General features: G+C 72.6%; 16 protein-coding genes. 5 read left to right on the top strand and 11 right to left on the bottom strand.

From position 1 onward, the window contains the following. Positions 1–221: 221 nt before the first annotated feature. From AOK03_RS15025 to AOK03_RS15005, 5 genes are read right to left on the bottom strand one after another with little or no spacing between them, the layout of a single operon-like run. Positions 222–1,028 (bottom strand): type III pantothenate kinase, encoded by an 807-nt coding sequence (locus AOK03_RS15025; RefSeq protein WP_055565752.1) that lies wholly within the window; start codon positions 1,026–1,028, stop codon positions 222–224. Beyond that, positions 1,028–2,026: a carboxylating nicotinate-nucleotide diphosphorylase gene (gene nadC / locus AOK03_RS15020; protein WP_055565751.1), complete on the bottom strand. Its 999-nt coding sequence runs from the start codon at positions 2,024–2,026 to the stop codon at positions 1,028–1,030. Before nadC ends, AOK03_RS15025 begins: the two co-directional genes overlap by 1 nt. A gap of 2 nt (positions 2,027–2,028) precedes the next feature. Next, positions 2,029–3,744 (bottom strand): L-aspartate oxidase, encoded by a 1,716-nt coding sequence (locus AOK03_RS15015; protein WP_055565750.1) that lies wholly within the window; start codon positions 3,742–3,744, stop codon positions 2,029–2,031. A gap of 55 nt (positions 3,745–3,799) precedes the next feature. Next, positions 3,800–4,804, bottom strand: a complete 1,005-nt coding sequence (gene panC, locus AOK03_RS15010; protein ID WP_055565749.1) for a pantoate--beta-alanine ligase — start codon at positions 4,802–4,804, stop codon at positions 3,800–3,802. Then, positions 4,801–5,748 carry a Rossmann-like and DUF2520 domain-containing protein gene (locus tag AOK03_RS15005; RefSeq protein ID WP_055565748.1) on the bottom strand — a complete coding sequence of 316 codons (948 nt, stop codon included), beginning with the start codon at positions 5,746–5,748 and terminating at the stop codon, positions 4,801–4,803. The genes panC and AOK03_RS15005 overlap by 4 nt, the downstream gene beginning before the upstream one ends. A gap of 146 nt (positions 5,749–5,894) precedes the next feature. On the opposite strand from AOK03_RS15005, the gene AOK03_RS15000 reads away from it, so the two are divergent. Then, positions 5,895–7,133 carry a threonine aldolase family protein gene (locus tag AOK03_RS15000; protein WP_079074726.1) on the top strand — a complete coding sequence of 413 codons (1,239 nt, stop codon included), beginning with the start codon at positions 5,895–5,897 and terminating at the stop codon, positions 7,131–7,133. Here AOK03_RS15000 and AOK03_RS40865 read toward each other — a convergent pair. Then, a complete protein-coding gene (locus tag AOK03_RS40865) occupies positions 7,090–7,317 on the bottom strand; it encodes a hypothetical protein (RefSeq protein ID WP_079074725.1) in 228 nt (75 codons plus the stop codon). The two genes, AOK03_RS15000 and AOK03_RS40865, sit on opposite strands and share 44 nt — an antisense overlap. A gap of 259 nt (positions 7,318–7,576) precedes the next feature. Between AOK03_RS40865 and AOK03_RS14995 the strand changes: the two genes are divergently transcribed. Then, positions 7,577–8,683: a DUF5937 family protein gene (locus AOK03_RS14995; RefSeq protein ID WP_055565746.1), complete on the top strand. Its 1,107-nt coding sequence runs from the start codon at positions 7,577–7,579 to the stop codon at positions 8,681–8,683. Between the two features lie 9 nt (positions 8,684–8,692). Here AOK03_RS14995 and AOK03_RS14990 read toward each other — a convergent pair whose 3' ends face one another. Together AOK03_RS14990 and AOK03_RS14985 are read right to left on the bottom strand one after the other, a co-directional pair. After that, positions 8,693–9,364: a response regulator transcription factor gene (locus AOK03_RS14990; protein ID WP_055565745.1), complete on the bottom strand. Its 672-nt coding sequence runs from the start codon at positions 9,362–9,364 to the stop codon at positions 8,693–8,695. A 34-nt stretch (positions 9,365–9,398) separates the two neighbouring features. Further along, positions 9,399–10,601: a sensor histidine kinase gene (locus AOK03_RS14985; protein ID WP_055565744.1), complete on the bottom strand. Its 1,203-nt coding sequence runs from the start codon at positions 10,599–10,601 to the stop codon at positions 9,399–9,401. A 106-nt stretch (positions 10,602–10,707) separates the two neighbouring features. On the opposite strand from AOK03_RS14985, the gene AOK03_RS14980 reads away from it, so the two are divergent. Further along, positions 10,708–11,775 carry an SAM-dependent methyltransferase gene (locus AOK03_RS14980; RefSeq protein ID WP_055565743.1) on the top strand — a complete coding sequence of 356 codons (1,068 nt, stop codon included), beginning with the start codon at positions 10,708–10,710 and terminating at the stop codon, positions 11,773–11,775. Here the strand turns inward: AOK03_RS14980 and AOK03_RS14975 are convergent. Further along, positions 11,740–12,903: an NADH-quinone oxidoreductase subunit D gene (locus AOK03_RS14975; protein ID WP_055565742.1), complete on the bottom strand. Its 1,164-nt coding sequence runs from the start codon at positions 12,901–12,903 to the stop codon at positions 11,740–11,742. The genes AOK03_RS14980 and AOK03_RS14975 overlap by 36 nt on opposite strands. Before the next feature lie 54 nt (positions 12,904–12,957). On the opposite strand from AOK03_RS14975, the gene AOK03_RS14970 reads away from it, so the two are divergent. Further along, on the top strand, positions 12,958–13,467 hold the full coding sequence (locus AOK03_RS14970; protein WP_055565741.1) for a PH domain-containing protein: 510 nt from the start codon (positions 12,958–12,960) through the stop codon (positions 13,465–13,467). A gap of 35 nt (positions 13,468–13,502) precedes the next feature. After that, positions 13,503–14,837, top strand: coding sequence for a PH domain-containing protein (locus tag AOK03_RS14965; protein WP_055565753.1), 1,335 nt, complete (start codon positions 13,503–13,505; stop codon positions 14,835–14,837). Between the two features lie 67 nt (positions 14,838–14,904). Here the strand turns inward: AOK03_RS14965 and AOK03_RS14960 are convergent, their stop codons facing one another. Next, entirely contained in the window at positions 14,905–16,071 is a 1,167-nt protein-coding gene (locus AOK03_RS14960) for a hypothetical protein (protein WP_079074723.1), read from the bottom strand. 178 nt (positions 16,072–16,249) lie between these two features. Then, entirely contained in the window at positions 16,250–17,221 is a 972-nt protein-coding gene (locus AOK03_RS14955; RefSeq protein ID WP_055565739.1) for an ABC transporter substrate-binding protein, read from the bottom strand. Positions 17,222–17,316 lie beyond the last annotated feature (95 nt).

Raw genomic sequence — 17,316 nt, 5'->3', positions numbered from 1 at the left:
CAGGACCCCCGCCCCGGCCCCCGCCAGGGGGGTGGCGGAAGCGGCGGCCGCGCGGGCCGTCGTCGCGGGGCCGCACAGCACCGCCATCAGCGCCGCCGCAACAACCAGTCGTCTCTTGTGCCTCATCCGCCCCAGCCCGCCCCACACCCACTCAAGTCCCCGTCCTGCGCAGACTCTTGCAGAAGGCAGGGGGTTGTGCACACAGGGCGGTCGGCAATCGGTCAGGTACGGGAGACGTTCCGCTCGTAGACCAGCCGGAGACCGATCAGCGTCAGCCACGGTTCGTGCTCGTCGATGACGGAGGCCTCGCCGAGGACCATGGGAGCCAGACCACCCGTGGCGATCACGGTCACGTCGTCCGGATCACCGCCCGCGCCCGCCAGTTCGCGGGCCATGCGGTTCACGACCCCGTCGACCTGGCCCGCGAAGCCGTACAGGATGCCCGCCTGCATGGCCTCGACCGTGTTCTTGCCGATGACGCTGCGCGGGCGGGCCAGTTCGATCTTCCGGAGCTGTGCGCCGCGTACTCCGAGGGCCTCCACGGAGATCTCGATGCCGGGGGCGATCACCCCGCCCGCGTACTCCCCGCGCGCGGAGACCGCGTCGAAGGTCGTGGCGGTGCCGAAGTCGACGACGATCGCCGGGCCGCCGTAGAGCTCGACCGCCGCGACCGCGTTGATGATGCGGTCGGCGCCGACCTCCTTGGGGTTGTCCATGAGGATCGGGACGCCGGTCTTGATGCCGGGCTCGACGAGGACGGCGGGGACGTCTCCGTAGTAGCGGCGGGTGACCTCGCGCAGTTCGTGCAGGACCGAGGGGACGGTCGAGCAGATGGCGATGCCGTCGATGCCGTCGCCGAGCTCGTCGCCGAGCAGCGGGTGCATCCCCATCAGGCCGTGGAGGAGCACGGCGAGTTCGTCGGCGGTGCGGCGCGCGTCGGTGGAGATGCGCCAGTGCTCGACGATGTCCTCGCCGTCGAAGAGGCCGAGGACGGTGTGGGTGTTGCCCACGTCGATGGTCAGCAGCATCAGTCACGCACCGCTTCTCGCAGGTCGAGGCCGATGTCCAGGATCGGGGACGAGTGGGTGAGCGCGCCCACCGCGAGGTAGTCGACGCCCGTCTCCGCGTACGCCCGGGCGTTCTCCACGGTGAGGCGGCCCGAGGACTCCAGGAACGCGCGGCCGTCGACGATGGCGACGGCCTCCTCCGTCTCGCCGGGCGTGAAGTTGTCCAGGAGGATCAGGTCGGCGCCCGCGTCGACGACCTCGCGCAGCTGGTGGAGCGTGTCGACCTCGACCTCGATGGCCAGGCCGGGGAACTGCTCGCGCACGGCCTTGAAGGCCTGTGCGACGCCGCCCGCCGCGACCACGTGGTTGTCCTTGACCAGGGCCGCGTCGGAGAGCGACATGCGGTGGTTGACGCCGCCGCCCATGCGGACCGCGTACTTCTCCAGGGCGCGGTAGCCCGGCGTCGTCTTGCGGGTGTCGCGGACCTTCGCCTTCGTGCCGTCGAGAACGTCCGCCCACGCGCGCGTGGCGGTCGCGATGCCGGAGAGGCGGCACAGGACGTTCAGCGCGCTGCGCTCGGCGGTGAGCAGGTCGCGGGTGCGGGTGGTGACACTCAGGAGGACGTCACCGGCCGCAACGCGGTCGCCGTCCTCGACGTGCCGCTCGACCTCGAACTCGTCCTCGCACACCACGGAGATGATGGCTTCGGCGACGCGCAGCCCCGCGACGGTGCCCGCCTCGCGCGCCGCGAAGTCTGCGGTGGCGACGGCGTCCTCGGGGATGGTGGCGACCGTGGTGACGTCCACCCCGCCCGCCAGGTCCTCCTCGATGGCCATGTGCGCGATGTCCTCGATCTGCACGGGATCGAGACCGGCCTCGGCCAGGAGCTGTACGAGCGCGGGGTCGAGGCCGCACTCCATCGGGTCGTAGGAGTCGTCCCCGCCGCAGCCGCAGGCGTCGCCGCAGCCACCGCCTGCGGCTGAGGGGTCGGCGAGGGGAAGGTCGTCGGGGGTGCTCACGGTCACTGCTCCTGGGGACTGGGACGGGTCGGAGGGAAGTCGTGGGTCTCGGTCGTGTGCGCCGCCAGCGTCCTGTCCGGATTCAGGCGTACGACGATGTGGCGCCGCCAGGCCGCGTCGTCGCGGTCGGCATGGTCCTCGCGCCAGTGGCAGCCGCGCGTCTCCTCGCGGCGCTGGGCGGCGGCCACCAGGACCCGGGCGACGCACAGGAGGTTGGTGGCCTCCCAGGTGTCGACGCCGGGCTCGGCCGTCTTGCCGTGCTCGGCGAGTGCGCCCGCGGCCTCGGCGTGGATGCGGGCCAGCCGGGCGGCGGCCTCGGTGAGGGACGAGGCGGAGCGGAGGACTCCGGCGCCTTCGGTCATGACGCGCTGGATGGCGAAGCGGGCCTCGGCCGGCAGCAGGGGGTGCGTCGGCGTCCCGGACGGGGTGACGGGGGCCGGTACGCGCGCGTGGAGGGCGTTCTCCGCGTGGCGGGCCACGATGTCGTCGGCGATGCGCTCGGCGTAGACCAGGCCCTCCAGAAGGGAGTTGGACGCCAGGCGGTTGGCGCCGTGCACGCCGGTGCAGGCGACCTCCCCGCAGGCGTAGAGCCCGGGGACGGTGGTGCGGCCGTGCGGGTCGGTGCGGACGCCTCCGGAGGCGTAGTGCGCGGCCGGGGCGATGGGGACGGGCTCGGTGACCGGGTCGATGCCGTGCGCCCGGCAGGCGGCGAGGATCGTCGGGAAGCGGTTCTCCCACATGTCGGCGCCGAAGTGCCTGGCGTCCAGGTACATGTGGTCCGTGCCCTTTTCCTGCATGCGGCGCGTGATGCCCTTGGCGACGATGTCGCGGGGCGCCAGCTCGGCCAGCTCGTGCTGTCCGACCATGAAGCGCACGCCGTCGGCGTCCACGAGGTGCGCGCCCTCGCCCCGGACGGCCTCGGAGACCAGCGGCTGCTGCCCCTCGGCGTCCGCGCCGAGGAAGAGCACCGTGGGGTGGAACTGCACGAATTCGAGGTCGGAGACCTCGGCGCCCGCGCGCAGGGCGAGTGCGACGCCGTCGCCCGTGGAGACGGACGGGTTCGTGGTCGCCGAGAAGACCTGGCCCATGCCGCCGGTGGCGAGGACGACCGCGGGGGCGTGGACGGCGCCCACGCCGTCGTGCTGGCCCTCCCCCATGACGTGCAGGGAGACACCGGCGGTGTGGCCTTCTGCGTCGGTGAGGAGGTCGAGGACCAGCGCGTTCTCGACCGTCGGTATGCCACGGGCGCGGACCGCTGCGACGAGGGCGCGGGAGATCTCCGCGCCGGTCGCGTCGCCGCCCGCGTGCGCGATGCGGCGGCGGTGGTGGCCGCCCTCGCGGGCCAGCTCGATGACGCCTTCGGCGTCCTTGTCGAAGAGGGCGCCGGTCTCGATGAGGCGGCGCACGGCACCGGGGCCCTCGGTGACGAGGGTGCGCACGGCCTCTTCGTCGCAGAGGCCCACGCCCGCCACGAGCGTGTCGTCCAGGTGCTGTTCGGGGGTGTCGCCCTCGCCGAGCGCCGCGGCGACGCCGCCCTGGGCCCAGCGGGTGGAGCCCGCGTCGAGGCGGGCCTTGGTCACCACGACCGTCTTGAGGCCCGCGGCCGCGCCCCGCAGGGCGGCCGTCAGTCCGGCCACTCCGGAGCCGACGACCACGATGTCGGCGTCCAGGGACCAGCCGGGGGCGGGCGCATGCAGCCGTATGCCGGTGGCGCTCATGCGGGAACTCCGTTCGCGTGGACAGCTGCTGCGGTCGGGCCGGTGCGGTGCGCGCTCATAGGGAGGCTCCGAACGTCAGCGGGATGTTGTCGATGAGCCGCGTCGAGCCGACCCTGGCGGCCACGGCGAGAACCGCCTCACCGCGGTGGCCGGGGCGGACCTCGGTGAAGTCGGACGGGTCCACCAGCGTCACGTAGTCCAGCTCCAGCGGAGGGCTCAGACGGGCCGCTTCGTCGAGGACGAGGCGGGCCGCGGCGACGACGGCGGCGGGACCGCCGGTCGCGGAGGACTCCCCGGACTCCGCCACGGCGTGGGCGTCGGCCGCCGCGCGGGACTCGCCGATCTCGCTCAGGGCGACGGCACGCGCGCGTGAGGCGGGGGCGCTGGCGGCACGCGCGCGCAGCGCCTCCTGCGCGGCGTGCCGGTCGCGGCCCGCGAAGAGGGCCTGGGAGAGGGCGAGGGCGGTGCGCCGCTCGCCCGGCGCCAGGTAGCGATTGCGGCTGGAGAGGGCCAGCCCGTCGTCCTCGCGGACGGTGGGGACGCCGGTGATCTCCACGGGGAAGTTGAGGTCGCGGACCATGCGGCGGATCAGGGCGAGCTGCTGGGCGTCCTTCTGCCCGAACAGCGCCACGTCGGGCGCGGTGAGGTGCAGCAGCTTGGCGACGACGGTGAGCATGCCGTCGAAGTGGCCGGGGCGCGTGGCGCCTTCGAGGACGGTGCCCATGGGGCCCGCGCCGATGCGGACCTGGGGCTCGCCGCCGGGGTAGACCTCGTCCACGGCGGGGGCGAAGACGACGTCGGCGCCCGCCTGCTCGGCGATCTTGACGTCGGCTTCCAGGGTGCGCGGATAGCGGTCCAGGTCCTCGCCGACGCCGAACTGCAGGGGGTTCACGAAGACCGTGACGACGACCTCGCCCTCGGGTCCTGCGACGCGGCGGGCGGCGCGGACCAGGGAGGCGTGCCCGTCGTGCAGGGCGCCCATGGTCATGACGACGGCCCGGCGGCCTTCGCGCGTGCGCGTGCGCAGCGACTCGGCGGTGTGCAGGAGCGTGGCGCTCATCGCGTGCCCCCTTCGGCTCCGCCGGAGCCGGTGGTGCCCTGGGCGCCGTTGGCCAGCACCCCGAGGAGGTCCTCGGCGAGCTCCGGCTTGAGCAGGCCGTGGGCGAGGGCGCGGTCGGCGGTGGCGCGGGCCATCGCGAGGTACCCGGCGACGGTCTGCGGGGCGTGCTTGCGCAACTCGGCGACATGGGCGGCGACGGTGCCCGCGTCGCCGCGCGCGACGGGGCCGGTGAGCGCCGCGTCGCCCGAGCGGAGGGCGTTGTCCAGGGCGGCGCCGAGCAGCGGGCCGAGCATGCGGTCGGGGGCCGCGACGCCCGCGTCGCGGAGCAGCTCCATGGACTCGGCGACCAGCGTGACCAGGTGGTTCGCGCCCAGGGCGAGGGCCGCGTGGTACAGCGGGCGGTTCTCCTCGGCGATCCACTCGGGCTCGCCGCCCATCTCGATGACCAGGGCCTCCGCGGCGAGCCGCAGCTCCTCGGGGGCGGTCACTCCGAAGGAGCAGCCGGCGAGGCGCTGCACGTCGACGGCGGTGCCGGTGAACGTCATGGCGGGGTGCAGCGCGAGCGGCAGGGCGCCGGCGCGCAGGGCGGGCTCGAGGACCTTGGTGCCGTACCGCCCGGAGGTGTGGACGAGCAGCTGGCCGGGGCGCACGGCTCCGGTCTCGGCGAGGCCTTCGACGAGGCCGGGCAGAGCGTCGTCGGGGACGGTCAGGAGCACCAGGTCGGCGCGGTCGAGGACCTCGGCGGGCGGGACGAGGGGGACGTCGGGGAGCATCGCGGCGGCCCGTCGCACCGAGGTGTCGGACACGCCGGACGCGGCCACCGGACGGTGCCCCGCGAGCTGCAGCGACGCGGCGAGCGCGGGTCCGACCCGGCCCGCTCCCACTACGCCCACGGTGAGTCTCGCGGGGCGGTCCCGCGGGTCTGGCTGATGCGATGCGTTCACGCGGCGGCGCCTTCCGTTCCAGTCCGCTCGGGGTACCGGACGATTTCTCGTCATGTTAACGCGATCGGTTGTCGCCGCGTCTTCCGCTGTCCACAGGCTGTGGTTATTCATATGACCGGTGGGTGCGAACGGTCCATGCTCGGAGGATGCCCTCTGACAGCGCAGTACAAGAGCAGCCGGAGCCACAGGAACCGCGGGATGCCGAGGCGGGCCCGGACGCGGGCCCGGACACCGGTGCGGACGCCGATGTGGACGCGTACGAGATCCAGTCGGCCCGCCGTCGCGCCGCCGCCCGGAGCGCGGCCCGCACCCTGCACCGTTCCGTCCTGCACGTCCCCCTCACCGAGCGTCTGTCGGCCCTGGCGGCCGCGGCTCCCGAGGTGGCCGCCCCGGACGACCCCACCGACGTCTACGGCAACGCGGTCGTCGCCACCCTGGAGGGCGAGGTCGCGCGGCTGCTCGGCAAGGAGGACGCGGCGTTCTTCCCGACCGGCACCATGGCGCAGCAGGTCGCGCTGCGCTGCTGGGCGGGCCGTACGGGGAACGCGACCGTCGCGCTGCACCCGAAGGCGCACCCCGAGATGCACGAAGGGTCCGCCTTCTCCGTGGTCAGCGGGTTGCGAACGGTGCACCCGACGGATGAGCCGCGGCTGCCCACGGCGGACGAAGTGTGGGACTTCGAGGAGCCTTTCGGGGCGCTGATGCTCGAACTGCCTCTCCGGGAGGCCGGTTTCGTCCTGCCGGAGTGGGAGGAGCTGGAGGCGGTCGTGACGGCGGCCCGCGAGCGGGACGCGGTGGTGCACTTCGACGGCGCCCGCCTGTGGGAGTGCACCCCGCACTTCGGCCGCGGCCTCGCGGAGATCGCCGGTCTCGCCGACTCCGTGTACGTGTCGTTCTACAAGTCCCTCGAAGGGCTGAGCGGCGCCGCGCTGGCCGGTCCGCGCACGCTCGTCGAGGAGGCGAGGGTATGGCGCCACCGCTACGGAGGGCAGCTGTTCCAGCAGTTCCCGGTCGCGGTGTCGGCCCTCCTGGGCCTGAAGCACACACTGCCCCGGCTCCCGGAGTACGTCGCCCACGCGCGCGTGGTCGCCGGGGCGCTGCACGAGGGGTTCGCGGCCGCGGGGGTGCCCTGGTCGCGCGTGCACCCCGAGCGCCCGCACACCCATCAGTTCCAGGTGTGGCTGCCGTACGCACCGGACGTACTGAACGAGGCCTGCGTCGGGCAGGCCGAGGAGACCGGCACCCTGCTCTTCGGGCGCTGGTTCCCGGACGGGCCGCCGGGCCTCTCGGTCACGGAGGTCACCGTGACCGAGGAGGGCCTGAAGTGGACGGCCCACGACGTCAAGGAAGCGGTCGCGGAGTTCGTGCGACGGATCCCCGCATGAGGCGGGACAGGGCGGCGCGGACCCTGCCGTGTGCGGGGCGTTCCGCCAGGACCGCGCGGAATCGGCCGTAGTCGCGGACTTCGCGGACCGCCTGCCAGTCGTGCTGTCCGGGCGCGGGCGGCGTCGGTCCGCCGTGCTGCGCGGCGCGGTAGCTGTCGAGGAGGAACTGCTGGGTGACGCTCATGACGGATACCCTCTCGGTATAAATGGTACTTAACGGACATCGATGGGCCGGTCTTGCCTCGGCTCGGTCGTCGGACGTGAAGATCGCCGGACGTGAAGGCCGTCGGACCTGGAAGCGGGGACGAGTGGTCGGGACGGCGACGCTGCCGCGGCTCCCGATGACCACAAGACTGCTCCCGCCGCCCCGCCCGCGTCGCGTCGATTGACGGCGCTCGTCAATCGACGGTCCCGGTGTCGGTGGCGAGGTGCACCATGGGGTCATGAGCGTGAGCATCGACATCAGCGGGCTGGCCCAGGAGCGGATCCACATCGTGCCGTCGGCCCTGTCCGAACTGGGCATGTCGCTGCACGCGCTGTCCGAGCCGGGCCACCACCCGGGGCTGCAGGGCTGGGCGACGGCGGTGTCCACGCGCCTGGACCCGTGCCTCGCGGACCGCCTCTGCGAGGCCGACTTCCTGTGGCGCACGACGTTCTCGGACGTCTTCGCGCCCTTCGCCGGTCTGCCCGGCCAGAGCTCGCTGCCGGGCGCCACGCTCGCCGAGGAGCTCGACCAGCTGGACAAGCTGACCGACGAACAGTTCGTGGACGCGGCCCTGGAGTTCACCTGCCAGTCGACGTACTCGGAACCGGACCGCAACCTCCTGACCGACCCCGTCGTCCAGCGCCGCGCACTGGACCTGGCCGCCGCGCGCGGCCCGCACCAGGTGCGCTTCACCAAGCGGCTGCTGGACGACCCGCCGGTGGTCCGCGCCTGGTTCCGCACGCTCCTGGAGGACTGCGAAGAGGCCTTCTTCGCCGACACCTGGGCGCGGGTGCAGCATCAACTGGCCGCGGACTCCCGGCACAAGACCGAGCTGCTGCGGCGCAAGGGACTGTCGGAGGCCCTGAAGGCCATCTCCGGAGCGGTGTCCCTGGACGAGAGCGGACAGCTCATCACCGTGGACAAGATCTCCGTGGGCCGGACCACCACCGGTTCCGGCGGCCTGGTGATCGTTCCCACCAGCCTCGGCTGGCCGCACCTCTGGGTGCTGCACCGCAGGGGCTGGCAGGCGTCGATCACGTACCCGATCAGCGCCCCCGGCCTCACCTCACCGCCCACTGTGGAGCAGCTCACCCGCCGCATGTCCGCGCTCGCGCACCCCGTGCGGATGCGCCTGTGCCGTCACCTCGCGCGCGGGGCGTACACGACGAGCGAGCTGGCCGACGCGCACGGCATGACGGCGCCGGAGATATCCCGGCACCTGAGCGTCCTGAAGAAGGCGGACCTGATCACCACGCGCCGCCGCGGGCGCTATGTCCAGCACCAGCTGGACATCAGCGTCGTGTCCCGCCTGGGCAGCGACTTCATCGAGGGCGTCCTGCGCTAGGCCGTCCGGCTAGGAGGCGCCCCCGGCCCGCACGAGCCCCGTCTCGTACGCGAGGACCACCACCTGCACCCGGTCCCGCAGGTCCAGCTTGGTCAGGATGCGTCCGACGTGCGTCTTCACGGTCGCCTCCGAAAGGACGAGCCGCGCCGCGATCTCGCCGTTCGACAGGCCCTGGGCGACCAGCACCATGACCTCGCGCTCCCGGTCCGTGAGGCGCTCCAGGTGCTTGTGCTGCGGCTGGCCGCCGGTGTTCGGCAGCATCGGCGCGAAGCGGTCCAGGAGCCGTCGCGTGGTGGACGGCGCGACCACCGCGTCACCGCTGTGCACGGAGCGGATCGCGGCGAGCAGCTCGCCCGGAGGCACGTCCTTGAGCATGAAGCCCGACGCCCCGGCCTTCAGCCCCGAGAAGGCGTACTCGTCGAGGTCGAACGTCGTCAGGATCAGCACCTTCGGCGGGTTCTCGTCCTGGCAGATGCGCCGGGTCGTCTCCACGCCGTCCAGCTTCGGCATGCGGACGTCCATCAGCACCACGTCGACCTCGGTCCCGCGCAGCACCTCCAGGGCCTCCACGCCGTCGCCCGCCTCCGCGACGACCTCCATGTCCGGCTGGGCGGCGAGCACCATCCGGAACCCGGTGCGCAGCAGCACCTGGTCGTCGACGAGCATCACGCGGATCGACATAAAGGTCCTTCCAAAGGGCTGTGGGGTGGTGTGCTCAGTGTGCGGGTTTCAGCGGCAGGAGCGCACTGATCCGGAAGCCGCCGCCGGGCCGCGGCCCCGCGTCCAGCGTGCCGCCGACCATGCCGACCCGCTCGCGCATGCCGATCAGGCCGTGCCCGCTGCCGTCGGCCCCGCCGTCCTCGTACAGCTCGTGCGGGGCGCCCTTGCCGTCGTCCTCGACCAGCAGCCCCAGGCCGTCGTCGAAGTAGACCAGGCGCACGCTCGCCCCGGCGTTCTCCCCGCCGTGCTTGCGGGTGTTGGTGAGGGCCTCCTGCACGATGCGGTACGCGGTGAGCTCCACGCCGCTGGGCAGCGGGCGCGGGGTGCCCTCCACCTTGTAGTCGACGGGCAGGCCTGCCGTACGGACCTGCTCGATGAGTGCGTCGAGCTGCTCGACGTCGGGCTGCGGGACGTACTCGCCGCTCTCCTCGGGCTCTCCGGTGCGCAGCACACCGAGCAGCCTGCGCATCTCGGCCAGGGCCTGACGGCCGGTGCCCGAGATGGTCTCCAGGGCCTTCCTGGCCTGGTCGGGCGCGGCGTCCAGGACGTACGCGGCGCCGTCGGCCTGGACCACCATCACCGAGACGTTGTGCGCCACGACGTCGTGCAGCTCACGGGCGATCCGCGCCCGCTCGGCCGCCACCGCGACCTTCGACTGCGCCTCGCGCTCCTTCTCCAGCCGGTCGGCACGCTCCTCCAGCTGGGCGAGGTAGGCGCGGCGGGTGCGGATGGAGTCGCCGAGGACCCAGGCGAGCGCGAAGGGCACGATCTGGAACATCGTGAAGAGGACGTTGCCGAAGGCGTTGGTGTTCTCCGAGGGCCAGCGCATCGTGGCGAACGGCGCCGCGCACAGGCCGCCGACCAGCGCGAACCGCGACGCCCACCGCTCCCCGACGGCCGCCGCCGTATAGATGCTCACCAGCATGGCGAAGTTCGCCGGCATCGGCTTCACGTCGAAGACGAGCTGGAGGACGCCGATCACCGCGGAGAGCACGAGCATCTTCTCGGGCATGCGGCGGCGCAGCGCCACCACCACGGACAGACCCACCGCGGCCGGGATCGACGCGACCTTCGGATCGTTCCCGACCCCCTCCGCCGTGGCCACCAGGCCGATCCCGTAGATCCCGAGCAGGACGAGGGCCCAGAAGCCGTCGACCCATGTCGGGTGTCTGCGGAGGAAGTCATAGAGGCGCTGCACGTAACTAAGCGTAGGCAGCCCATTGGCGCCCTCGGGTCAACCGAAGGTCCGATCCGGAGCAGGTACATGTACTCCCCAAGGTGGAGGCCCGCTTAGCCTGCGGGCTGTGACGAACGACAAGGACCAGCCGCGAGCGGCCGCCCCGCGCGGCTGGCGCGAGGCCGCGCAGGCCGCCCTGTACGGCCCGCACGGCTTCTACCGCCGCCCCGAAGGGCCCGCCGCCCACTTCCGCACGTCCGTGCACGCCTCGCCCCTCTACGCGGGCGCCGTGGCGCGCCTGCTGTCCCGTCTGGACGCGGAGCTCGGTCACCCGGACGAGGTGGCGTTCGTGGACATGGGGGCGGGCCGCGGCGAACTCACCACGGCCGTCCTTGCCGCGCTCCCTGCCGACGTGGCGCCACGCGTGCGTGCGTACGCGGTGGAGCTCGCGGAGCGCCCCGCGGACCTCGACCCGCGCATCGAGTGGCGCGGCACACCGCCGACCGGCGTCACGGGCCTGCTGTTCGCCAACGAGTGGCTGGACAACGTCCCCCTGGACGTCGCCGAGGTCGCCGCCGACGGAGTGCCGCACCGGATGCTCGTGGACGGCGACGGCACCGAGTCGCCGGGCGGTCCCGTCGAGGGGGCCGACGCCGACTGGCTGGCGCGCTGGTGGCCGCTGGACCCCGAGCCGGGCCTGCGCGCGGAGATCGGGCGCCCCAGGGACGAGGCGTGGGCGGCCGCCGTGGCGACCCTGGCACGCGGCCTGGCGGTCGCCGTCGACTACGCCCACACCCGGGACGCGCGCCCGCCGTTCGGGACGCTGACGGGCTTCAGGGAGGGCCGCGAGACGGCGCCCGTGCCCGACGGCAGCCGCGACATCACGGCCCACGTGGCGCTGGACGCCTGCGCGCGGGACGGCGCCGCGCTGCTCTCCCAGCGGGCCGCGCTCGGCGCGCTGGGAGTCAGCGGCGGCCGCCCGCCGCTCGCGCTCGCCTCCAGCGACCCGACGGCGTACGTACGTGCCCTCACGCGCGCGGGAGAGGCCGCCGAGCTCACCGCGCCCGGCGGCCTCGGCGACTTCGGGTGGCTGCTGCAGCCCGTGGGCGTCGCCCTGGACGCCCTACTCGCCGACGACGCCCTACTTGTCGATGACGCCCTACTTGTCGATGTCGCCGACCACGAAGAACAGTGACCCGAGGATCGCCACCATGTCCGCGACCAGCTGCCCCGGAAGCAGCTCGGTCAGCGCCTGGATGTTGTTGTACGAGGCCGAGCGCAGCTTGAGGCGGTACGGCGTCTTCTCGCCCTTGCTGACGAGGTAGTAGCCGTTGATGCCGAGGGGGTTCTCGGTCCATGCGTACGTGTGGCCCTCGGGGGCCTTGAGGACCTTCGGCAGCCGCTGGTTGACCGGTCCCTGCGGGAGCTCGGCGATCCGGTCCAGGCAGGCGTCAGCGAGGGCCAGCGCGTTGTGGGTCTGCTCCAGGAGGCACTCGAAGCGGGCCAGGCAGTCGCCCTCCTCGCGCGTGACGACCTTCAGGGTGTCCTGGAGCTCGCCGTACGCCAGGTACGGCTCGTCGCGGCGCAGGTCGAAGTCGACTCCGGAGGCACGGGCGATGGGACCGCTCACTCCGTAGGCATGCACCGCCTCCGGCGTGAGGACGCCGACGCCGCGCGTACGCCCCCGGAAGATCTCGTTGCCGAGCACCAGACGGTCGTACACGTCCATGCGCGAGCGCACCGACGCGACCGCCTCCCGCGCGCGGGAGGTCCATCCGGCGGGCAGGTCCTCCTTGAGGCCGCCGACGCGGTTGAACATGTAGTGCATGCGGCCGCCGGAGATCTCCTCCATCACGTTCTGGAGCTCCTCGCGCTCACGGAACGCGTGGAACACCGGGGTGATCCCGCCCAGTTCCAGGGGGTAGGACCCGAGGAACATCAGGTGGTTCAGGACGCGGTTCAGCTCGGCGAGCAGCGTGCGCATCCAGACGGCGCGCTCGGGGACCTCCATGCCGAGCATCCGCTCCACGGCCAGCACGACGCCCAGCTCGTTCGAGAACGCCGACAGCCAGTCGTGGCGGTTGGCCAGCATCACGATCTGCCGGTAGTCCCGCGCCTCGAAGAGCTTCTCCGCACCGCGGTGCATGTAGCCGATGACCGGCTCCGCGTGCTGGATGCGCTCGCCGTCCAGGACCAGGCGGAGGCGGAGCACGCCGTGCGTGGACGGGTGCTGGGGGCCGATGTTGAGCACCATGTCGGTGCTCTCGGCCGCTCCGCCGATGCCGAGCGTGGTCTCCGTGGTGGTCTCCGTCGTGGGACTCATGGCCACAGTCTCTCGCACACGCCGCGTGTCGGAGGTCCTACGTACGCTTGAGGCATGGACACGGGGACAGCGGGGCCCGCAGGACCGGCACGGGAGCAGACCGAGCCGGTGTGGACCGGACTGCCGCGGGGGCTGCTGAAGCTGCGCAGGCTCCTGCTGGTGGTCTGGCTGGTGCCGCTCGCGGCGGCCGTCGGAATCCTGCTCGGCCTGTTCGCGGGCCCCGCCTGGGCCGCCTTCGCGCTGCTGCCGCTCGCCGTCGTCGCCTGGGGCTGGCCGGTGCTGGGCCGGAACTGGCGCTCGTGGCGGTACGCGGAGCGCGCCGACGACCTGCTCATCAGCCGGGGCGTGCTCTGGCGCGAGGAGACCGTCGTGCCGTACGGCCGGATGCAGCTCGTCGAGGTGACGTCGGGGCCCGTGGAGCGGCGCTTCGGGCTCGCGAGCGTCCAACTGCACACCGCAGCGGCAGCCACCGACGCATGCATCCCGGGGCTGCTCCCCGAGGAGGCCGAACGGCTGCGCGACCGCCTGACCGAGCTCGGCGAGGCCCGATCGGCGGGGCTGTGAAGGACGCACGGGAAGCGGCGGACGGAGACCGGCCGGTGACGGATGACGCGGCGGCGGACGGCACGGTGTCGGCAGACGCGGTGCCCGAGCGGCGCCTGCACCCCGTCACGCCGCTGCGCCGCGCGTGGGCGCCCTTCGCGGTCCTGGTGGGCTGGGCGGTCCACGACCCCAACGGCACGCAGCAGCGCCTCTCCGGGCTGACCGCCACCACCCTGCTTCTGGGCAGCGCGGCCGTGGTCATCGGCGGCGCCCTGTACGGCTTCCTGAGCTGGTGGTTCACCCACTTCGCCGTCACCGACACCGAATTGCGCATCCGCACCGGGCTGTTCTTCCGGCGCACCGCCCACATCCGGCTCGACCGGCTCCAGGCCGTCGACGTGACGCGGCCGCTGCTCGCCCGCATCGCGGGGGTCGCCAAGCTGAAACTGGACGTCGTCGGGGCGGAGAAGAAGGACGAGCTGGCCTTTCTCGGCGAGCGCGAGGCGGCCGGACTGCGGGCCGAACTGCTCGCGCGGGCGGCCGGTTTCGCCCCCGAGGAGGCGCGCGGCGTCGGCGAGGCGCCCGTGCGGGGCCTGCTGTACGTCCAGCCGCGCATGCTCGCCTTCTCCTTGCTGCTGACCGGCGCGCCCTGGGCGATGCTCCTCGCCGCGACCGTGGTGCCCGCCTTCCTCTGGTTCGCCACACACAACGTGTGGACGGTCATCGCGACCGCCCTCCCCATGCTGGGCGGCGCGTTCGCGAGCAGCGGCGGCCGCTTCATCAAGGAGTACGACTGGACGGTGGGCGAGTCCCCCGACGGCATCCGCATCGACCACGGGCTGCTCGACAAGGCCCACGAGACCGTGCCGCCGGGCCGGGTGCAGACCGTGCACATGGTGCAGCCGCTGCTGTGGCGGCGGCGCGGCTGGGTGCGGGTCGAGCTGGACGTGGCGGGCTCGGCCAACAGCGTGCTGGTGCCGGTCGCGCCGCGCGAGCTCGCCGGGGACGTCATCGGGCGGGTCCTGCCGGGCGTGCGGGTGCCGGAGGCGGCGGACCTCGTGCGGCCGCCCGCGCGTGCGGCGTGGTGCGTGCCGTTCTGGTGGAAGGGGTACGGCCTCGCGGTCACCGACGAGGTCTTCGCGGCCCGCCACGGCCTGTTCAAGCGGCGCCTGTCCCTGGTGCCGCACGCCAAGGTGCAGAGCGTGCGGCTCTCCCAGGGGCCGTGGGAGCGGTTCAAGGGCGTTGCCGACGTCCGGGTGGACACCGGCGCCAACAAGACGGTGACGGCCCGCCTGCGCCCCGCCACGGAGGCGGCAGCGCTCCTCGGCTCCCAGGCGGACCGCTCCCGGACGGGCCGCCGGGAGGCCCTCCCGGACCGCTGGATGTCCTGAACGGTTCCGGGGGGCGCCCCGCGCTCAGGGGCGCCAAGAGCACCGCCCGACCTCAGCGGTGCGTTCCTCAGGCCCGAAGAGCCGTCCGCAGCTCCGCCACGTCGATCTGTTCCGTCTCGTCGTGGGCCGTCAGGTCGATGACCTGGCCGACGCCCCGCGCCGCGTCGCCCTCGGGAGCGTCCTTGAACTCTCCCTCGGTCTCCGCCTTGTGGACCGCGAGGGCCTCCTCGCCCACCACGTCGGCGAGGTCCTCGTTCTGCACGGACTCCAGCGCGGCCGGCGTCACGTCCTTCGTGCCGAAGAAGTCGAACCCGCCCTGGGGGGCCTGGCGTCGTGCCTGCGCGGGCGGCGCGACGGCGACCGCGCGCTCGTGCCCGGCGTATCCATCGGCCGCCCCGGGCTTCCCCCGCGACTCGTCCTCCGCTTCCGGCGCGGCTCCGGGCGCCGCTTCCGGTGGTGCGGAGGCCGCCTGGGCCGCGGCCATCCGGTCGAGCGCCGCGTTGGCCCGCAGGAACAGCGAAGGCGTGGGGCCGGCACCCGGCCTGGCAGAGGCCTTCGAACGCGCCGCGGAGACCTCAGTACGAGAGGAACCCTCCGTACGCGCGGAACCCTCCGTACGCGCGGGAGCCTCCGCACGCGGAGCAGACTCCGTACGAGCAGCAGCCTCCGTACGCGCAGACGGCACCGGCGCCCCCGCCCGCACCGCGGGTACGAGGTCCTCGGCGCCGGAACCGGAAGCAGCCGCCGCCCCGGCCGCGGGCAGGGCGGGCGCCGGTGACGACGCCTCTATGGCGAGCAGTCGCCGCCCTTCGAGGGCGCTGGCCCGCTCCGTCTCGGCGGTGGCGTACCGCCTCAGGAGGGCGGCGTGTTCGTTGCGCAGGGCGGCGAGCTCGGCGCGCTTGGCGCGGAGCTTCGTCTCCATCCTGGCCCGCAGCTCGCGGGACTCCTCGAGGTCGGACTCGGCCTCGGCTATCCGCTCCTCATAGCGCCACTCGTCGCTCGCGCGGGCCCGGCCGAGCTCGGCGACGCGCTTGCCGGCCGCCTGGTCCCAGCGGCGCATGACGACCGAGCCGACGACGGCGGCCGCGGCCGCGGCCGCGACGAGCCCGCGGAGCACGATCGGTTCCGCGAACATCCAGGCGCCGCCGGCGCTGAGAATCGAAACGCCTGCGACCGTCGAGGGGGGAAGCAGCCTGTGCAGGGGTGGGGAATGGCGGTGACGTCCACGTGGCATGGCCAGAAACTTACCGCGCGTAGGCGAAGTCTGGTGCCCCGCCCGGCAAAAAGCAGGCAGCACGGCCGTAACTCGACGCAACTCCCCACCCCTCTTCCGCTTTGCTTCAGCGCTCAACTTCCGCTTCACCCCCGGAACTTCCCGCGCTTTTCTTGATCAACTTCAGTCCTGAGCGACTTCAGATGAGGCCCTTGGACTTCAGATACTCCTCCGCGACATCCGCTTCCTTCTGACGCTCCTCGTCGACCTTCCGGTTGAGTTCGATGAGGTCGTCCGTCGTGAGCGTCTTGGTCAGCTTGCCGAGCGCGGCGGCTATCTCCTTGCTGCCGGCCTCCTTCGCGTTCACCACGGGAAGGATGTTGTCCGCGTTCTGCAGCTTCTTGTCGTCCTCCAGGATCACGAGGTCGTAGTTCTTCAGCGTCGCGTCGGTCGTGGTGGTCAGCACCAACTGGTCCGTGCCGTTCTTGACGGCCTGCTTGGACTGCGTGGTGCCGACGCCCTTGGGGTCGATTCCGGCGACGTCGATGCCGTACTTCTTCTTCAGACCCGGCGCGCAGAACGGACGGGACTCGCATTCGTCGCCCGCCGCGATCTTGACCTTCTCACCCGACTTGCCGAGATCCGACAAGGTCTTGAGCTTGTGCTTCTCCGCGTATTCCTTGGAGACCGCGAACGCGTTCTGGTCGACCGCTTCACCGGCCGGGAGGACCTTCAGACCCTCCGGCTTCGCGAGCTTCTCCAGCGCGCTCACCGTGGCGCCCAGATCGCTGGAGGCGACGGTCTCGGCCTTCGGGCCGTTCTTCTCCAGGTTGAGGAATTCCGCGAGCGTCGCCGCGTATTCGGGCGCGACGTCGATGGAGCCCTTCTTCAGTTCGGGCTTGTAGATCTCGCGGTTCTGCACGGTCTTGACCTCTGCGTCATAACCGGCCTTCTCCAGAACGCCCACGTAGAGCTCGGCGAGCACCTTCTGTTCGGTGAACCGCGCGGAACCCACCACGAGCGAGCCCTTCTTGTCACCGCCCGCCTTGTCCGCCCCCTTGCCGTCGTCCTCCAGGCTGTCCCCGCCGCACGCGGCGAGACCCGCGGTCAGCGCCACGACGACCGCGGCCGCCCCTGCCATCCGTCGCGCGCGACGCGTTGTGCTGTTCATCGGTGAACCACCATTTCGAAAGGAAGGAATTCAGAACTCACTGGACCGGCCCGCCGGACCGCACACACGGACCCCACCGGACCGCAGACACATCG

The organism is Streptomyces atriruber, from assembly GCF_001418325.1.
Classification (GTDB): Bacteria; Actinomycetota; Actinomycetes; order Streptomycetales; family Streptomycetaceae; genus Streptomyces; species Streptomyces atriruber.
This window is presented reverse-complemented; position numbering and strand designations above follow the sequence as displayed.

What these genes read in the sequence shown, in the direction of transcription:
- AOK03_RS15015 (WP_055565750.1), bottom strand. Translation starts at nt 3,744, where the DNA reads ATGAGCGCCACCGGCATACGGCTGCATGCGCCCGCCCCCGGCTGGTCC.
- AOK03_RS40865 (WP_079074725.1), bottom strand. Translation starts at nt 7,317, where the DNA reads ATGAGCGTCACCCAGCAGTTCCTCCTCGACAGCTACCGCGCCGCGCAG.
- AOK03_RS15000 (WP_079074726.1), top strand. Translation starts at nt 5,895, where the DNA reads ATGCCCTCTGACAGCGCAGTACAAGAGCAGCCGGAGCCACAGGAACCG.
- AOK03_RS14975 (WP_055565742.1), bottom strand. Translation starts at nt 12,903, where the DNA reads ATGAGTCCCACGACGGAGACCACCACGGAGACCACGCTCGGCATCGGC.
- panC (WP_055565749.1), bottom strand. Translation starts at nt 4,804, where the DNA reads ATGAGCGCCACGCTCCTGCACACCGCCGAGTCGCTGCGCACGCGCACG.
- AOK03_RS14970 (WP_055565741.1), top strand. Translation starts at nt 12,958, where the DNA reads ATGGACACGGGGACAGCGGGGCCCGCAGGACCGGCACGGGAGCAGACC.
- AOK03_RS14960 (WP_079074723.1), bottom strand. Translation starts at nt 16,071, where the DNA reads ATGCCACGTGGACGTCACCGCCATTCCCCACCCCTGCACAGGCTGCTT.
- AOK03_RS14955 (WP_055565739.1), bottom strand. Translation starts at nt 17,221, where the DNA reads ATGAACAGCACAACGCGTCGCGCGCGACGGATGGCAGGGGCGGCCGCG.
- AOK03_RS14990 (WP_055565745.1), bottom strand. Translation starts at nt 9,364, where the DNA reads ATGTCGATCCGCGTGATGCTCGTCGACGACCAGGTGCTGCTGCGCACC.
- AOK03_RS14995 (WP_055565746.1), top strand. Translation starts at nt 7,577, where the DNA reads ATGAGCGTGAGCATCGACATCAGCGGGCTGGCCCAGGAGCGGATCCAC.
- AOK03_RS15025 (WP_055565752.1), bottom strand. Translation starts at nt 1,028, where the DNA reads ATGCTGCTGACCATCGACGTGGGCAACACCCACACCGTCCTCGGCCTC.